The organism is Muriicola sp. Z0-33, from assembly GCF_026126425.1.
GTDB lineage: Bacteria > Bacteroidota > Bacteroidia > Flavobacteriales > Flavobacteriaceae > JAFMPW01.
In genome coordinates this window covers 264,667-281,817 of record NZ_JAFMPW010000002.1, presented here as the reverse complement: position 1 = coordinate 281,817, position 17,151 = coordinate 264,667, and the positions used below count along the sequence as shown (strand labels likewise).

At 40.5% G+C, this 17,151-nt stretch carries 17 protein-coding genes; 5 read left to right on the top strand and 12 right to left on the bottom strand.

The features are described 5' to 3' along the window. The 3 genes from J1G40_RS04155 to J1G40_RS04145 all read right to left on the bottom strand — a co-directional run bounded on the left by J1G40_RS04155 (position 1) and on the right by J1G40_RS04145 (position 3,219). On the bottom strand, positions 1-372 hold the full coding sequence (locus tag J1G40_RS04155; protein WP_265241248.1) for a MauE/DoxX family redox-associated membrane protein: 372 nt from the start codon (positions 370-372) through the stop codon (positions 1-3). A gap of 106 nt (positions 373-478) precedes the next feature. Continuing rightward, positions 479-1,360 (bottom strand): hypothetical protein, encoded by an 882-nt coding sequence (locus J1G40_RS04150; RefSeq protein ID WP_265241246.1) that lies wholly within the window; start codon positions 1,358-1,360, stop codon positions 479-481. 116 nt (positions 1,361-1,476) lie between these two features. Next, on the bottom strand, positions 1,477-3,219 hold the full coding sequence (locus J1G40_RS04145; RefSeq protein WP_265241244.1) for a tetratricopeptide repeat protein: 1,743 nt from the start codon (positions 3,217-3,219) through the stop codon (positions 1,477-1,479). A 226-nt stretch (positions 3,220-3,445) separates the two neighbouring features. Here J1G40_RS04145 and J1G40_RS04140 point away from each other — a divergent pair, with 226 nt between their 5' ends. Further along, a complete protein-coding gene (locus J1G40_RS04140) occupies positions 3,446-4,858 on the top strand; it encodes a TIR domain-containing protein (RefSeq protein ID WP_265241242.1) in 1,413 nt (470 codons plus the stop codon). A 177-nt stretch (positions 4,859-5,035) separates the two neighbouring features. Next, the gene (locus J1G40_RS04135) at positions 5,036-5,560 is read left to right on the top strand and encodes a hypothetical protein (protein ID WP_265241241.1); all 525 of its coding nucleotides are present in this window, start codon (positions 5,036-5,038) and stop codon (positions 5,558-5,560) included. Between the two features lie 86 nt (positions 5,561-5,646). Here the strand turns inward: J1G40_RS04135 and J1G40_RS04130 are convergent, their stop codons facing one another. The 9 genes from J1G40_RS04130 to J1G40_RS04090 all read right to left on the bottom strand — a co-directional run bounded on the left by J1G40_RS04130 (position 5,647) and on the right by J1G40_RS04090 (position 13,136). Continuing rightward, positions 5,647-5,928 carry a hypothetical protein gene (locus tag J1G40_RS04130; RefSeq protein WP_265241240.1) on the bottom strand — a complete coding sequence of 94 codons (282 nt, stop codon included), beginning with the start codon at positions 5,926-5,928 and terminating at the stop codon, positions 5,647-5,649. A gap of 151 nt (positions 5,929-6,079) precedes the next feature. Then, complete coding sequence (locus J1G40_RS04125) at positions 6,080-6,850, bottom strand: hypothetical protein (RefSeq protein WP_265241239.1); 771 nt, start codon at positions 6,848-6,850, stop codon at positions 6,080-6,082. A gap of 419 nt (positions 6,851-7,269) precedes the next feature. After that, positions 7,270-8,499 carry an aminotransferase class V-fold PLP-dependent enzyme gene (locus J1G40_RS04120; RefSeq protein ID WP_265241237.1) on the bottom strand — a complete coding sequence of 410 codons (1,230 nt, stop codon included), beginning with the start codon at positions 8,497-8,499 and terminating at the stop codon, positions 7,270-7,272. Positions 8,500-8,682: 183 nt separating this feature from the next. Beyond that, positions 8,683-9,204 (bottom strand): DinB family protein, encoded by a 522-nt coding sequence (locus tag J1G40_RS04115; RefSeq protein ID WP_265241235.1) that lies wholly within the window; start codon positions 9,202-9,204, stop codon positions 8,683-8,685. 68 nt (positions 9,205-9,272) lie between these two features. Further along, on the bottom strand, positions 9,273-10,157 hold the full coding sequence (locus J1G40_RS04110) for a DUF1080 domain-containing protein (RefSeq protein WP_265241233.1): 885 nt from the start codon (positions 10,155-10,157) through the stop codon (positions 9,273-9,275). A gap of 35 nt (positions 10,158-10,192) precedes the next feature. After that, positions 10,193-10,384 (bottom strand): hypothetical protein, encoded by a 192-nt coding sequence (locus J1G40_RS04105; protein ID WP_265241230.1) that lies wholly within the window; start codon positions 10,382-10,384, stop codon positions 10,193-10,195. 19 nt (positions 10,385-10,403) lie between these two features. Beyond that, a complete protein-coding gene (locus J1G40_RS04100; RefSeq protein ID WP_265241228.1) occupies positions 10,404-10,529 on the bottom strand; it encodes a hypothetical protein in 126 nt (41 codons plus the stop codon). A gap of 31 nt (positions 10,530-10,560) precedes the next feature. Beyond that, positions 10,561-11,283: a DUF6090 family protein gene (locus J1G40_RS04095; protein ID WP_265241227.1), complete on the bottom strand. Its 723-nt coding sequence runs from the start codon at positions 11,281-11,283 to the stop codon at positions 10,561-10,563. A 68-nt stretch (positions 11,284-11,351) separates the two neighbouring features. Beyond that, positions 11,352-13,136 carry a hypothetical protein gene (locus tag J1G40_RS04090; RefSeq protein ID WP_265241225.1) on the bottom strand — a complete coding sequence of 595 codons (1,785 nt, stop codon included), beginning with the start codon at positions 13,134-13,136 and terminating at the stop codon, positions 11,352-11,354. Positions 13,137-13,405: 269 nt separating this feature from the next. Here J1G40_RS04090 and J1G40_RS04085 point away from each other — a divergent pair, with 269 nt between their 5' ends. The 3 genes from J1G40_RS04085 (at position 13,406) to J1G40_RS04075 (ending at position 17,139) form a co-directional block, all read left to right on the top strand. Further along, complete coding sequence (locus J1G40_RS04085) at positions 13,406-14,266, top strand: DUF2911 domain-containing protein (protein WP_265241223.1); 861 nt, start codon at positions 13,406-13,408, stop codon at positions 14,264-14,266. Between the two features lie 166 nt (positions 14,267-14,432). Beyond that, on the top strand, positions 14,433-14,933 hold the full coding sequence (locus J1G40_RS04080) for a (2Fe-2S)-binding protein (RefSeq protein WP_265241222.1): 501 nt from the start codon (positions 14,433-14,435) through the stop codon (positions 14,931-14,933). Then, a complete protein-coding gene (locus J1G40_RS04075; RefSeq protein ID WP_265241221.1) occupies positions 14,917-17,139 on the top strand; it encodes a xanthine dehydrogenase family protein molybdopterin-binding subunit in 2,223 nt (740 codons plus the stop codon). Before J1G40_RS04080 ends, J1G40_RS04075 begins: the two co-directional genes overlap by 17 nt. Positions 17,140-17,151 lie beyond the last annotated feature (12 nt).

Sequence of the window (17,151 nt, the reverse complement as noted above, 5' to 3'; positions counted from 1 at the left end):
CTAACGGCTAAGCGTAGCCTTTAGTTTCCAGGCTATACCGATAAACAGGAATTGCACCGGAAGCCTTATTAAAGCCGCTTTTTGGCTTCCTATAGCCGGGGAATCTGCAAAAACATCCCATATGTGTATGGGTAAGAAGATCAGCATAAGCAATAGTAATCCCATGGCGCCCAGTTTTGCATATTTTGGTATTAACAAAAGTACCCCCAGTAGTATCTCTAGAATGCCAGAGGCATATATAATGGCGGTGGTGAAGGGCAAAAAGGAAGGAACAAACGGCTCGTAAAAATCCGGTTTTAAAAGGTGTTGAACACCCGCATATATCATAAATGCAGCAAAAATCAATCTAATTATACTCCAGAAAATTTTCATAAGCTTTGATCTTAAAGTGAATCAGCAGGGAAAATACACTTTTTTATCCTTATTGAGAACCAGATATATATTAATGCCGCTGTTGCCATTCCACAGTACATTTATATTAGAAACTATCAATAGAATATCTGCGCGACCAGGCAACAGATTCCCCTGATCCAAGGGAAATATCAAAAAATAACTCCGGACTTATTACATGCTTACACCCCCAGAGGTTTACCTTCTTGGTTAAAAAACTGCCGGTTTCAGAGATCCGCATTGTATTTTTCAGGTGCTTTAATTCCCAATTAGCTTTTACTTCAGTATCACCGGAAAGTTGGCTGTAAAAGAAGGGGACATTTGGTGTACCGTTAAACTTAACCTTATTTAGGCCTATTTCCACTTTGTTGTCCGGATTGACGATTTCCCCAGAGGCCCCGGGCCTTAAATTGAAAGGAAATTTTAGCACATAATCACGCCCTATTGGCGTATTGTTAAGCGCAGTAAAATTATGAACGTATTCGTCTGTAATAATAGATTTATCCCCGGTATTCTGCAGCGTATAATTAATGGTGAAACCACTTTCTTCTAACCTAATCTCTTTTTCTAAGATATATGCATATCCATTACAATATTCAGATATACAGCGCATTATTATACTCTTGGGATTAAGGGTGTATTCAAATTTTCCAGGTTTTATCTCATATTTTTTGCTAAACAGATACTGCTCGTCCTCTTTCTTTAATAATCCCACTCCTATCTTATGGAACCAGCCTCCAACGGGCGCCTCATCAAAGCCTACGGGGGTCTCAATTCCAAATTCATTGTAGAAGCCCTTACCCACTTGATGCGGATTTTCACCATCTGTTTGTTCAATTGTAGTTACGGGTTTGTTCTGAAATTTTACTTTGGTTATTTTGCCTGTCCAGTCGAATCGTGAAAAACTATAGTGTTCTTCGGGCAGGGCGATTAAAATTTCCAGCTTTTTGTTTTTAATTATATGAGACATGGCAGCAAAGTAGTAAGGATATATGCAAAATAGGCTATAATTTAAAATTTTAGGACAACGGCTAAATTTACTTAAGTTAGCTCGTATTAAAATAACATGAATAAGGAACAGGAATGTTAATTCATTGGATATCCATGATCTGCAGGTAACCCTATTTTGTCTATTAAATTAGACCAGCGAGAATCACTATACATAGGTTTAAAAGATGGATATGTCAACGCCTCAATTAAAACCGGGTCTTTAACTTCAAAAGCCCTGTTCAGCCATTTAAAAGATGCTTCGTAATTTCCTCTGAACGCATATAAATCAGCAATATTGGCGGGATCCGTTGCGCTATATTTTTCAAGGAAGACTTCGAACAATGCATCAGCTTCTTCTGTTCTATTCAAGGCATATAAGACGAAATTGCGCCCATAAAGGCTGAAAAATTCGTGTTTTTCCTTTTCTATTGCTTCCAGGGCTTCGTCATTTCTGTTTTGGGCTAATCGAATTCTTGTAATCATAAAATGATAAATCTCCCAATTGGGATAATATAATCCAAATGTCTGAAAGGCCTTTTCTGCCTCATCCAGGCGATTTAACCTGTAGTAGGCATGACCAAGATTAAAGTAATTAACATAAACCAGGGGATCTAACTCAATTGCTTTTTTTAGATAGTCTACTGACTTATCAAGGTCTCCAAAGGTTTTATTTGCAGCAGTGCCCAATATAATTCCATCATTGGGAAGTAAATCCAGTGCCTTGTCCATGTTTTTTGCCGAAGCTTCAAAATCCCAGGCCAGTTCCTGCAAACTTGCTAATGTGGCATATGCATATCCAGAATCAGGATCAATTGCAATGGCCTTTTTTATCGCTTCAAGTCCCAAGGGGATGCCCTCTTTTGGTTCGTATATACTGAAATTATATGTGCCCGTATCATATATTCCTGCAAGTAAACGCCAGGACGCAGCATAGGTAGCATCCAGTGCTATAGATGCTTTCACTTTAGCTTCTGCCTCAATGTAAGCGTCTTTGGTATTTTGGTTGATAAGATGTCTGGCCTGAAGATATAAATTATAGGCCTCTGAATCTACTACCCTGGATTTCAACGGATCATCTAGCAATGACAGCTTTAACTCTTTGCCAACCTCTGCCGCAATCTCATCCTGAATCTTAAAAATACCGTCAAGTTTACGATCGTAGGTATGAGACCATACGTGGGCACCGTCATTCGTATTGATCAACTGGGCTGTAACCCGTATCATGTCTCCTGCTTTTCGGATACTCCCTTCCAGAATATGAGAAACTTTAAGTTCGTCTCCGATCTCCGTAGCCTTGGCGTCCTTTCCTTTATATGAAAATGATGAGGTGCGGCTGATTACTTTTAGTTCTGGAATTTTTGCAAGGAGATTTAATAATTCCTCGCTTATTCCGTCAGAGAAATACTCATGATCCTGCTTAGGACTCATATCCGCAAAAGCCATTACAGCAATGGACTTATCGCCAAACTCTACCACCTGTGCATCATCTCTTGTAAACCTATCAACCAGTAGTACGATAATGGCAAGAGTAAGTGTGGTAATGATTAGTCTATTGAGACGGGAACCGGTTTTATTTGAAATAGATTGATCTGGTTCAACATCAATTGTTTTCTTTAATCCCTCAGGGGTAAACTCATACACCCAGGCAAAACTCAGCCATATGGGAAATCCAATTGCCAATAGTACCAGGGACCATTTTAGAAGATAATCCGGTGCCCCGAACGCTGGCAATACTATAGAAAGTACCTGGGTTACCAACCAGGCCACTACTAAATAAGCTATTGCAGACTTAATGACATTCCGTCTTTTAAGCTCATTAAAATAGTCGTTGAAATTCATTACCTAAAAATACAAAAAATAAGGTGAGACTTCCCATCTTGCAACGGACAGGACCAATAATGTCCTAAACCATTGCAGACAAGATGGGGAGTTATATTTCAAACATCTGGTTGCTAGGCATTAACAATTATATTCTTTATATTGGGGAAAGAACAAATGAAGCCGATAAACTTCAGGCCGTCCCATGCAACATATCATATTTATTGATGACTAAGATGTAAATGAAATGGGTAGGAAGACCAAAATATCCATAATCTATTTCTCGGAAGACAAAGATGTACTGCTGCATCTTTTGCATCATTTAAAAGATTTGATGGAGGATTACAATTTAGCTGTATGGCAGGATGATCCCATTCTTCCCGGCCAAATGTGGAAACCTCAAAATGCTTCTCTAATTCAACAGGCTGATGTATTTCTCCTTTTGATAAGTGATCATTTTATGCATTCTGAGTTTATTAAGCAACTGGAGTTTAAATTGGTGATAGACCGTTATAAGGAGGATAAGGCTAGGGTGCTTCCCATAATTATTGATAAATGCAACTGGGATATCGAGTTTAAATCGGATGATTACGATTTTAAACTTAGCGAACTACAAGTTTTACCAGAGGTAGGAAAGCCTATAAGCGAATGGGAGGTGCCAGAATTGGGATATAACAGCGTTGCTGCAAGTATTAAAAAAGTGATTGCTTCTATTGGCATAAGCCCCGATCAGTCGTTCACGGTGAAAGATGAAGATGAGAAAGTTGCTACTGCAGAAGAAGAACAATTGGAGATCAGTTTTAATGAAGAAGGTCCTCCAGGAAAGACAGGGGAGGAGAGCAAAATCAGGCAAGCAGCGGAGGCACAAAAAATAATAGAGGAAGAACAAAGACAAATAACGGCAGCGGAAAAAAGAGATGAAGAGAACAGAATCAATGCGGCTGCCGCCGCTGCTAAAAGGATAGAAGAGGAGAAAAGGCGCGACAAAGAAACTGAAAACAGCAGAAATATAAAAGAAGAGAAGCGCTCTGAAAATACTAACATTGGTTCTGTTTCTTCGAATGAAGAACAGCAGGGCAAATATGGTAGTTTAAAAAGAGTTGGGGTAGTGGTTCTGGGAATTATATTAATCATCCTCCTGGGAGTATGGATTTTTTCAGGGACAAACAACCTTAAAGAAGAACAATTGCCAGTACCACCTTCGGAAAATATAAATGCCGTAAATGATGCTTTATCTGCGCCTGCTAAAGAAAGCGAAACAGTTAAGAGTGAAACATCTTTGTCAAAACTGGAGATAGGGGACCTCTTTGAAGGGGGAATAGTTTTTACTATAGATGGAGCAGGGAAAACAGGTAAGATTGCACAACTGGAAGACGCTGGCCCAATGACCTGGAACGAGGCAATAAAAATTCATGAACAACTCGGTGACCAATGGCGGTTACCCTCTTTTGAAGAATTGGCAACAATGTACCGCAATATTGGTCGAGGAGCATCTAACCAGGGCGAATTTGCAAATTCGCTGTATTGGAGTGCTACGGACTACGATGAGCACCAGGCAAGGCTTTTAAGATTTAGTGATGGCAATACATCTTATCATTACAATAAGGAGCTGGCACATAGAACGTATCTGGTAAGGGCAATTCGTGATTTTATCCGATAACTAACAGGCAAATCTACAGCTATAGACTAATTTTGGTTTAATGTTCGATAAACTTCAATTGGGAAAGTTCAGCACTTAGATTGAACATTAATTACCGACGGAATGATTGTTGAAGATAAGACCCCGAGCGAACAAAATGCACTATCTTAACAAAATAATAATCTAATCTCAAACAATATGAAAACATTTTATGTACCCTTATTAATGGCAATCGTTTTAATTGGATGTAAGGCTGAAACAGAGTCTGATGCCGATAGTGCTGCTGATATGGCTTTTGAAAAAAATTCTAAAACCGTGCTGGCAAATCTAAAAGGATTTCAAAATGAAAACCTTGACTATTCCATGTATGCGGATAATTTCAGTCTGCTCGAAACTATGTTTGGAGTTGAAAAGGATTCTACGTCCCTGGAGGAAATGATTGAAAGCGATAAGGCACTCTGGGAAGTGATGGACTTTAAAATGCTGACCGATCCCCCAGTGTTATTACCTGGTGTAAATCCGGATACAGGAATGCCAGATGGTTCAGTGCGCCATTATAGCGAGTGGGAAGTGACTTGGTCGGCGACTGACTCAACGGCTGCCAAGACTGGTAAAATCAGGCTATATGAATCATTTGACTTTGATGCTGAAGGTAAAATCCTCGTCCAACAGGTATATGGGGATTTCTCGGGATTGATGACGTATCTGAGTGGTTCCGATTAAATCAAAGGCTTAAGCTAATTCCCAATAACAAAAAGCGGGCAGACTATCAATTTGATTGTCTGCCCGCTTAATAATTTAAAGGTATATCAGCCAGGTACAATAATATTGTGCACCCGAAGTATTAGTGGGTCTACCATAGTTCCCCCATTCTTGAGATGTAAGGGAATTAATGTTTCTCCAAATTTGTTAAAGGATTCTTCGGATTCCCATACATCGGTCACATGCCAGCCGGTTCCATGTTTGGCAGAGACATGATAAAGTCGTTCAGGAATGTTCCCTAGTCCTGCATTTTCAAGATCTTTCACCACTGCCTCATATACCTCTATGCCGGTATCAGGGAAGGTGAATTGTACAATTATATTTTCCATTATTTTAGGTATTCGTTTTTCTACTTCTTTAGTTTTTCGGATTACGCTCTGGTTTTATGTTAATAAAAGCTCTATTGTGTATTTTGGCTAGTAACCCTTACCACAAGACTTATAAAAATTATAATTTAAATTACCAGCTCTTTGAGAACACTTATTTTGACCATTCCGGTGTTACGACGGTAACAACTCTGAACACATTAGAATTTCTTGGCCCTTCGTAATTTTCATTTAAACCATCGAAAAATCCGTCAGGAATCGTCATATCTTCACTAAACGCAGGGGATAAAGCATCATGAAGACTTGAAAACAAGTCGTATGAAATAGTGGAATATGGGAAATCATCAGATTCTGGAGAAATAATTTGAGAATTCCCCCAGCCCTTCATAGTGGTTTTGCCATCTGCCATCGCTTTTTCAACCATTGGTTTCCATTTATCCGACTCAAAGGCAAGATGCATCCCATTGTTCTTGGTATTGTGATAAATGATGCGGACAAAATTAAAATCTTTGGGGGGGTCCACATTTTCTCCTTGTATATGGTTGAGTCCCCTAAGAAAAACACTAGCCCTATTTGTGCTAATATCCCAGGTCTGGATATCCTCCATCTTTACATTGGGGAACATAGCATCAACACTTCCCCAATCTGCTCCCTTATCAATGTCTTTAAATGTATTGATAATTAAAATGTTAGACCCATTCTCTTGATTCATTCCTCCAATTCTTTGAAGGATGGCCCAAAAAAGTAGATTACCTTTTTTTACCTCGGCTTCTGCCCATGTTTTCCAATAGGTGGTTTCTCTTTTTAAATAATCATCCATATCAGCCGGTGCTACACGCCTGTACTGGTAAGTTGTAATTCCTTGAGCCATTGCAAATTGCAAGCTCAATACACATGTAAATAAAATTGTAAAAACATTTTTCATAATAGTGTTGTTTTACTTAGGTTTCATTTTTATAAATTCAAAAAGGGTAAACAATGCAAATTGCAATACGGGAGAAGAGGGGGATACTGCAAATGAGATTAAGATAAGATACAAAGATCTGTTAATGCTCCTGTAAACTATTATCCCAGCGACAATGAATACTATCCGAATCATCATATTCTCTGTCCGAACGAATATATCTATTATCGGAAGCACCGTATTTTAACTATTACGGTAGATTTAGCTTATTCTGTAGTACTTGATGATAAAGAAGAATATTTGTTGTCACTGTTGGCATGCAGGAACAAATATCGCATTAGCTAATATGGCTTTCTGTAGCATTAAAAGCCAAGGTCTACCAGCAAGTTTTAACCTAAAAATGAAGTCGCAAGTAATGTTGGTTATGCTTCAATAGTGAATTATATCAAGGCGCTCTTTAACCCTGCAATCAACTGATCTATTTCTTCTTCACTGGTGTAATGTACAAAAGACATTCTCAGCACCCCGGGCTCCAGGGCAATGTCCATATCCATCAATGGTCTGACGGCATAAAAATCACCTGTGCCTAACATTAGTTTTTGCTCGGTAAGTATCTTATATACTTCTTCTATGCTCTTGTTTAAAGAAAGAATGGAAACAATCGGCAATCTACTCTCAGTATATTCCGGGCCTACTATCCGAACATCATTTCGCGATCTTAAAAAATCCAAAAGTTTTTCCAGTAAGGCGGTTTCATGCTCCCTGAATAATGTATTTAGGGCATTGTTTCTTTCAGCAGCTGTTCCTTCTTCCTTAAAATGATGTTCATAAACGGCATCAAAATAATCCAATATTCCGCTTACTGCACCTATCTGTGCATGATCAGGACCTGCCGGGGTCAGCATACTTCTGGTAACCCCTTCTTTAAAAAAATGGGCCTGGTTTTCCATTTTACCTATTAGTTCCTTATCCACATACATCAATCCTAAATGCGGGCCAAAGGTTTTATAGAGGGAAAACATATAGACATCTGCTCCCATAGCTTTTATATCGGGAAATCCGTGTGGTGCATAACCCACGCTGTCTACCACGGTGAGTGCTCCGCGCTGCTTTGCTTTTTCACTTATTTCTTTTACCGGATTTATATGGCCAATGACATTAGAACAATGGGGAAAAGCTACCATTTTTGTACGCTCAGAAAATAGGTCCTCCAGCTCTTCTAAACTCAGCAATCCTGTTTTTTTATCTACATGCCATTCTATTACTTTAATCCCGCTGGCCGCCAATCTTCTCCAGGCCCCCGCATTAGCTTCGTGGTCCTGGCAGGAAACTATGATTTCATCACCTTCTGCCCACATAGGCCGCATGGCATGTGCAAGTACATATACATTTTGAGTAGTGGAAGGGCCAAAATGAATTTCCGATGCTTCCACATTCAGGTATTCGGCCATTCTCTTGTAGGAGGTGTCCATCATTTCCCCGGCCTTGGCCGAAGCTGGGTATGGGTAGTAGGGCTGTACTTTATTTTTAGTGTAAAAAGAAGTCAGCTTATCTACCACTTGCTTACAGGGATAAGAACCCCCAGCATTTTCAAAAAATGCCCAGCCTTGTAAAGAAGGTTCGGAAAAAGCAGGAAATTGTGAGCGTACAAAGTTGAGATCAAGTTTCATAATAATAGCATTCAAGGATAATTATACATTAATTCGTGTGCGGAAAACACGGATTACAAGTATAACGATCTTAAGGCCAAATTACTAATCTGAACGTAACTGCATTGTATCGCTGAAGCGCATAATCAAAGCGGGCGTTTATTTAACGTCCAGACTTTGTGATCAGGAGGAACAACGGACAAATCAGAACAACTTGTATTGCGGAGGGGTAATCCCTTTTAGCCTAAGGTAAATGGCAGCCTGGCCTCTGTGATGGCCAACGTGTTCATTGGCTTTCTGTATCCAGCCTAAACGACTTACCTTAAACGGTCCTCGTACTACAATTTCCTCTAATTTGCTGGCATCCATATTTTGGATCCCGGCAATTGCAAAGTCGAAGCTTTCTGAGACCAATCTTCTTACTTCACTTTTGGTATGGAAAGCGGCTTCTTTCTCAATATTCATATCCTTGTAAATAGCTACTTCTCCTGTTCCATTTGCACTTAAACCTATAGTACCCTGAGCTCCATGTAGCATTTGTTCTGCAAAACTGCGACCGCCTTCGGTGGGTTTAAATCCAAACTGATCTTCGGGCATGGCCTCTATATAAGACAGAGACATGGCCTTACTTCTTTCAAAGTCGGCCACCAGATTGTCAATGGTAGTATTTTGGGATAACCCAATTGCACTAATGAGTAGTGTTAAGATGTAGATCGTTTTTTTCATGATATAAATTTTTAGATGAATACATTAGAAACAAATAGCCAGGTATCTGTTTCATTTAAAGTTTTAGTCTAGTAAATACATGATTCCTTATCATCTTTGATGTAATACGACTTATAATTCTTGGCTTTCTTATCCATACAACCGCAGAGATTCAGGAGTTCAATAGATTTAAAATCGATGGGATGCGTCTCAGCCTGGATAGAGATATACCCTTCTTTTAAGGGAGCTCCTTCCTGGTAGGCACTTTCCTTGTAGCCACTGATAGAACCACCTCCAATGGTTGGGTTGCGGAATTCCATGACTACCTTGTCTTCCAGGATGTGTTGGATTAGTGAATCTCCCAGTACCAGGGCTTCAACTTCTACCCATTGGTCGCCATGGTAAGTATCAGAAACAGAGCTGACACAATGTGGAGTAAAGAGCGTATCGCCCTTAACAACATTGGTGCCCGGGGTACAGAGGTTAGCGTTTGTTCTGGGATTAGTACCATCACCTCCCAGCAACTGCAACTCCAATGAAATAGGGAAATCCTGTTCCAGGCCTATGGTAGCCGGTTCCTGACAATGCAACATCAATCCGTTATTCCTGAATGCCCAGCCCGGACCTCCTGTCATTTGTTCACCAACAAAACGATATTTGGCTCTTAGGCGATAGTATGAAAATTTCTCCTTATGATAAAGATGACCAAAATTTCCGCTGAACGTATCTTGTTTCATATAGCGGACACTTAGTAGGCTATCTTTAAATACAAATGTATTGTTGTAATTTACCCCCAGCTCATAACCAGCGAACTTGGGTGTCCAATCGTCTATTCCTGTCCCGTCAAAAAGCGATATCCACTCTTCCTTATCCGCATTTTCAGGGGAAGATGTACATGAGTTATTAAAAATCACCAATGCTAATATTAAAAGAAAGGCAGTGCCTTTAAAAGTGGTATTTAAGAAGTGTCTCATTAAAGTTGTTTTTTTAAGGTTGTTTATTAGTTATATCAGCCAGTGGTGCCATCGCCATCAATATCCTGGTTTAGATGACTTTCAAGAGCTACCAAAGTCTTTTTTAAAAGGACTCTTGTCTTTTCTAATTCTTTTTCCAAAACAGCTACCCGGTCTTCTACGCTGTCCGCCTGTTTTTGTTGTTTATCCAATTCGTCTTGTTGTAATAAATCCCAGAAAATGCCCATAGTACTAATATATTACTTGTTATTCTTTCTTTGCTGTGTTGTTCTTATTTTCATTCTTCATTTTAATATATCGGGAAACCAATCGTACCCCAAGCCGGGCAAACAAGATCACTGCAATTACCATTACGATATCCATTCCGCTCATACAGCTGTAATTTTATAGGGTTGAAGCTAAGTTAGTTATTGGCTATTTCTTTATCTATTCGGGCAATAAGGCTTTCCAAATCTTTTATGAGGTAGTTTTGATACCCCATTAAGCCTTCAAATATAAATTTTGATTTATTCAGTACTTGCTGGTTATATAAATTGGTAAAAAACGAATTGTAATCTTTTAGTTCCAGACCTTTATTGGAATAGCTCTTAAATTCTGACATTTTCATTGGGGTGATGTATTTTTCATCATGAGCAATCACTGATCTTTGCTCTAGCTCCTTATACAAATTTATACTTCGAGTATAAAAATCCGAGAGTTTAAGTCGGATAGAATCATTGGAAATAGCATTAGCACCAGATTGCCTCAGATTATCATAGGTGGTGCTGTTGATAGAAAATGTGGCAAAAGGATACATCTGTGCAAAGTGAAAAGGCAAAGAATCACCAGCGGCTTGTTCATTTTTGAAATGTTCCAGTATATATTCTGTAGATTTTTTGCAATATTGAAAATACTCCTGATCAGAGGTGATATCAAACAGGCATTGAGACAGGTCTGCTCGCAGTTCTTTAAGTGTATCTATCTCAATACCCCTGGCTTTCCGGTTTTCGTTCCAGTTATTAATTTGCAAGGCTATAAGTATACCCAAAACCACCAGGACTATTTCGCCAATGGCATATTTAAGGTATTTCCCCGTTTTGTTTTCGCCTAAGAGATGTTTCCGGATATTCCTGAAAAATTTGATCATAAGCTTTAACTTTTCCTTGTCTGGATGGATCAGGGGTTGGCCTGACTAAGGTAGGGAAATCTAAATAACTAAGTAGTGCCATTATAATTAAGGGGCGAGGGATCTGGTAACCCAAGTTCATCCAGGAGTTGCTTATATCTCGGATCTTGTTTTATCTTTTCGTCTTCAATAAAAACACGAATCCAGGCATAAAACGCATGTTCCTTGGCCTGGGCTAAATTTTCAAAACCTTTATCCAGATCTCCTGCTTCAAAATAAGCATATGCCAGGCACAGAGATATGAATGAGTTGGGCTCCTGGCTTTCCATTTCTTTAATAATGCTCATAGCTTTCTCCCTGTTGCCTGTTTTAAAAAGTGCCCGAACTTGTCCCATATAGCGCCACCCGTAATTTATTTTACCTGCTTTTTCCAATACTTCAAGACCCTCTTTATGCCTGCCCATTTCTATAAAGATTGTGCCTTTCACAAAAAGGCTTAAAGCGTAATCATTTTGCATGGCCAACGCTTTATCAGCTTCAGCAAGTCCTTTCTCATATTCGCCCACCATCATATATAAATAGCCCAGCCAGGCAGTATGCATTGCAGAAAATGGATCTATTTCCTGGGCGCGTTTATGTGCTGCGATAGCCTCATCCATACGGCCAAACAAGGCTAAGTACCAGGCCCGGTGGTAATGGTTATACGCCATATTCGGATGTATTTGATCTGCCTTATTAAACGCATATTCTGCTAAATCCCAATCCCACCCGAAATAAGTGTGATATTGAGACAGGGCAGCCCAACCTTCTGCGTTAGTTGAATCTAGTTGTATTGCGCGTTTGGCCGCAGCCAGGGCTTTTGGAAATACATCATCAGGGGGCATAAGGTTATGCCCAAGTGTAATATACCCTTCCGCCAAACCGGCATAAGCATAGGGGTCTGCGGCATTCCTGTCTATTGCCTCCTGAAGATAAACCAGCCCACGCTGCCAATCTTCCATAGTAGACTTGTTCAGAAAGTATTTCCCTTTGAGATACAATTCATAAGTCTCAGGGACAACTGGTTTTATTCCTGCCTGTAATAGTATATCTGCAGCTTTAAGGCCTATGCCTATTTCTCTTGAGACTTCCGTTACAACCTCAGCGCTTAACGCACGTATCTCCGATACGTCTCTGGCATACTCTTTTTCCCATTTAGGTTGTTCATCAATGTCTTCTGATATCTTGATATGGAGCTTTACCAAGTTGTTATTTTTTTCAAGAGTACCGGAAATAAAGTATTCAATTTCTTCCAGTTCCTCAACAACCAGACTATTCCCAGGGTTAAACCCCGCTTCAAGGTAGCGAGACGCTGCTATATTCAGTACCGTTACCTGACTCATTTTTGAAAATTCGTCTATAAGAGATTCTGTCATTCCTTCATTGAAATATGCAATTTCCTCATCATCACCAATAATATCAAAAGGAAGTACTACAATGCGGGTATCCAGGCCCTTATCCCCCGGGTTAGACCATTGCGCTCCAGCCCAGAAACTGGCTCCAATTAACAACAAAATCGCTAGCGTAATTGCCCCAAAAATAACCCGGTTAAGTCTTCGGCTATTACTGGAGTAAATGGTTGCATCTGTCTCTAAGTCACCTGTCTTTTGGAATCCCTGGGGGGTAAGGTCATAAATCCATGAAAATACAATCCATAAACCAAGTCCGATACCCAAAATGGCGATTAGGAGTTTCATGGCATAAGCAGGGGCATCAAAAGCCGGTAACAGGATAGATGCAATCTGGATGATAACCCAGCTAACCGCCAAATAAGCCACGGTGGACTTAAAGACGTTCCTGCGCTGCAATTCGGAAAGGAGACGCCGGATTTTCATATCACCTTTTTGGTAGATTAAAACTAGAGTTTTGTATGCCGAAATACCTAGGCAGGGAGAACTTAGTATTAGACTTATAATTTAAGGAATATTTATTAAAATGCCTAGGGAATAAGGGGATAGAAAACACTATAGCAATTCGATATATTGGTGATCAGCAATTCATTAGTACAATATAATAGCAATTTATTTTTATGGGGTATAGCAGAAAATCAAAAAAGGGGTACTTTTAGAATATAAGGGGTTCTGATAAACAAAAGACAGTAATTATGAAAAATTGTTTGATATATACCACACTCTTCCTGGCAATTACTTTTGGGTGCCACAGTGTACTGACGGCGCAGGAAGTAGAGATTCCAAGGGCCAGTCCAAAGGCCTCTATTAGTCAGACTATTGGCGTTTGCAAAGTAACTGTTGATTACTCAAGGCCAGGTGTCAGGGACCGAACAATTTTTGGGGGCCTTGTGCCTAATAACAAAGTATGGCGGGCTGGTGCCAATGAGGCTACGGTGATTTCATTTAACTATGAAATCAAATTTGGAGGTCAAAAGGTGGCCCCAGGAAAATACGGCCTGTTCATGATTCCGAGAGCAGATAATTGGATAGTTATATTAAATAAAGATTGGGGGCAATGGGGTGCCTATAACTACAGCAATGAAGATGACGTTTTAAGAATTGAAATTAGTCCGCAAAAAGCAGATTTTATAGAACTATGTACCTACAGTTTCACAGGGGTAGATAAAACTTCCGGTAATTTAAATATGGATTGGGAGCACACCAGAATATCCATACCCCTAACCACAGAGGCCCATACACATACTTTGGCAGAAATAGAGAAGGGAGTTAGCAGTGTTAAGTCGGGCTGGTATAATTTCTCTGCAGCAGCCCAGTACCATTTTTACGAACGTAAAGAAGCCGCGAAGGCATTGGAATATATAGATATGGCAATTGCTTTAAAAGCTCCCAACCCCGCTCCGTGGATGCTTAAGTCGCAAATCCTGGCTTCTGAAGGAAAATATAATGAAGCTATTGACATGGCAGAAAAGGCTATTCTAGTCTCTAAAAAACACAATTTTCTGTTTGAAATTGAGGAAAATGAAGAGAATATACATAAATGGAAAAACAGGTAGATCACTATGTTTTTTGGAAACAAGTTTGGTTATACATCAGCATGGGACTAATGATGCGTTAGTTGACAACTTAGTAATGACAAAAACATAATCAATATTTATTGTAGCTTTAGAGAACCCTTTAATGGTTCAATGGAATAGCTTATAATTAATAAAAAAAATTTAAATGAAAATTAGTGTAAATAAGGTAGTGCATGAGGTAGATGTGGATCCGGCTACTCCTATATTGTGGGTAGTACGTGAGCAATTGGGCTTAAACGGCACCAAATTTGGTTGCGGGATAGGCCAGTGTGGTGCTTGCACGGTGCAGCTAGACGGAAACGCGGTCCGTTCCTGTTTAACTCCTATTCAGCAAGCGGTGGATAAAGAAATTACCACTATTGAAGGAATTGCGCCGAGTGAATCCGAATTGCATCTTATTCAGCAAGCCTGGATAGATGAACAGGTGCCGCAATGCGGTTATTGCCAGTCGGGGCAATTAATGTCGGCACATGCCTTATTAACTACAAACCCCAATCCGTCTGATGAGGATATTGATTTGGCCATGAGTGGAAATATCTGCAGATGTGGAATGTACTCCAGAGTAAGGAAAGGAATTAAGAGAGCGGCTGTAGCCATGAATAATTCAGCAACCACTAAAATTATGAACGATGAAGAAATGGACTAGAAGGGCATTCATTACCACAGGTGTAATCACCGGTGGTGCGTTGGTATTAGGGGTGGCTATACGACCTGGAAACCGGGCAAGGAAAGTAAAAGACATGATCGCCGGGGAAGGGGAGACCGTACTTAATATTTGGTTGAAACTGGCTGCGGATAACAGCATTACGGTTATAGTTCCACATGCGGAAATGGGTCAGGGTACACATACCACCCTTCCAATGATGCTGGCAGACGAAATGGATGCAGATTGGAAGACCGTTAAAATGCTCGAAGCTCCCGGAGATAAGCAATATGCAAACTACGCATTGGCAAGAGGATTTATTATGGGAGAAAAAGATTTCCCTTCCATTTTACTGGGAACCATAGATGGGGTATTCCTAACTGCCACCAAACAAATGAATCTTCAAATTACCGGGGGAAGTGCTTCGGTCAGATTTACAGGGATGTACGCCATGCGTGTTGCAGGGGCTGCCGCCAGGGCTGTTTTACTTAAGGCAGCTGCAGAAAAATGGGAGGTTGCAGAAGAAGAGTTAGAGGTAAAAGACAGTTATATATCGCATAAGGAAAGTGACAGAACTGCACCCTTTGCTGATTTTGTTGCTCAAGCTGCTGAATTATCACAACCTGCAAAACCTCGCCTTAAAAATGCAGACGAATTTAAAATTATGGGCACCTCCCCACCACGGTTCGATATCCCTGCAAAGGTAGATGGCACGGCGTCTTTTGGTATTGATGCAAGTTTACCCAATATGAAATATGCGGCCATAAAGGCGTCACCAGTTTTTGGTGCCCGTTTAGTACCGTTACCAGACGATGCTATTGCCGAAATGCCCGGGGTACAGAAAATTGTAAATCTGGATAATGCTGTGGCTGTTATTGCAGATGGCTACTGGCTGGCTAAGAATGCCTTGAATAAATTAGATATAGCATTTGAGAAAACAGATAATGATACCATAGGGTCTGAGGACATCTATGGGCAGTATCTCCAAGATATGGACAAGGCCCTGGCCGAAGGAAATGAAGAAAAAGATATAAAAAAGGGTAATGCGGGTGATGCACTTGAAACAGCAAAAGAAGTTATTGAAGCAGAGTACAGGGTGCCTTATCTGGCACACGCCACTATGGAACCTATGAATTGTACTGCTGTAGTAAACAATGATGGATGCCAATTATGGGTTGGGAGCCAGAATCCGTTGGGATTTGCTGCCAGTGTTGCAGAGGCACTGGAACTGGATACTGAAAATGTGGTAGTACACAATCAGTATCTGGGAGGAGGATTTGGACGGAGGGCAATGCCAGATGTTGCCGTACAGGCGGCACTGATTGCCAGGGAAGTAGACTATCCGGTAAAGCTCATATGGTCTCGGGAAGAAGACACGCGTCAGGACCATTACCGGGAAGCAAATATCAGTCGTTTTAAAGCGGCCCTTGGTGAAAACGGTAAAATTACTGCATGGAACAACCAATTCCTCTTTAAGCACGACCCCGAAGAAGCGCCCCATATACCTTATGATATAGGGAATCAGTTTATTCATTACGCTAATAGTGAAACCCACGTACCATGGGGCTGGTGGCGTAGTGTGGATTCTTCTATGCACGGCTTTTTTACGGAATCTTTTATGGATGAGATGGCGTATAAAGCAAACAAAGACCCGTATGAGTTTCGCAGGGCACATCTTACCAATGCACCGAGATATTTAAAAGTATTGGAAATGGCCGCTGAGAAGGCCAACTGGGGAGCCGCTTTACCAGAAAATTGGGGACGAGGCATTGCTATTCATAAATCATTTGACACCATAGTAGCTCAGGTTGCGGAGATTGAAATAATAGATGGAAACCTTAAGGTACATAGGGTGGTCTGTGCGGCAGACCCGGGCTACGCCTTTCATGAAGATGGCTTTAGGGCGCAAATGGAAAGCGGTATAATTTACGGACTAACAGCTGCCTTGTATGGCGAAATAACCATAGAAAATGGCGCGGTAAAACAAAGTAATTTCCATGATTATAAAATGGTGCGTATGAATGAGGCACCTGTCATAGAATCTTATATCATCAAAAGTGATAATTGGCCGGGTGGGGCAGGGGAGCCAAGTACACCCGGGATAGCCCCGGCGGTCGCCAATGCTGTATTTAATGCTTCAGGAATTAGGATTCGGGAATTACCCATTAAAAACCATAACCTGTCTGCACGTTCTATGAAACTAGGATAAGATGGGCCTATT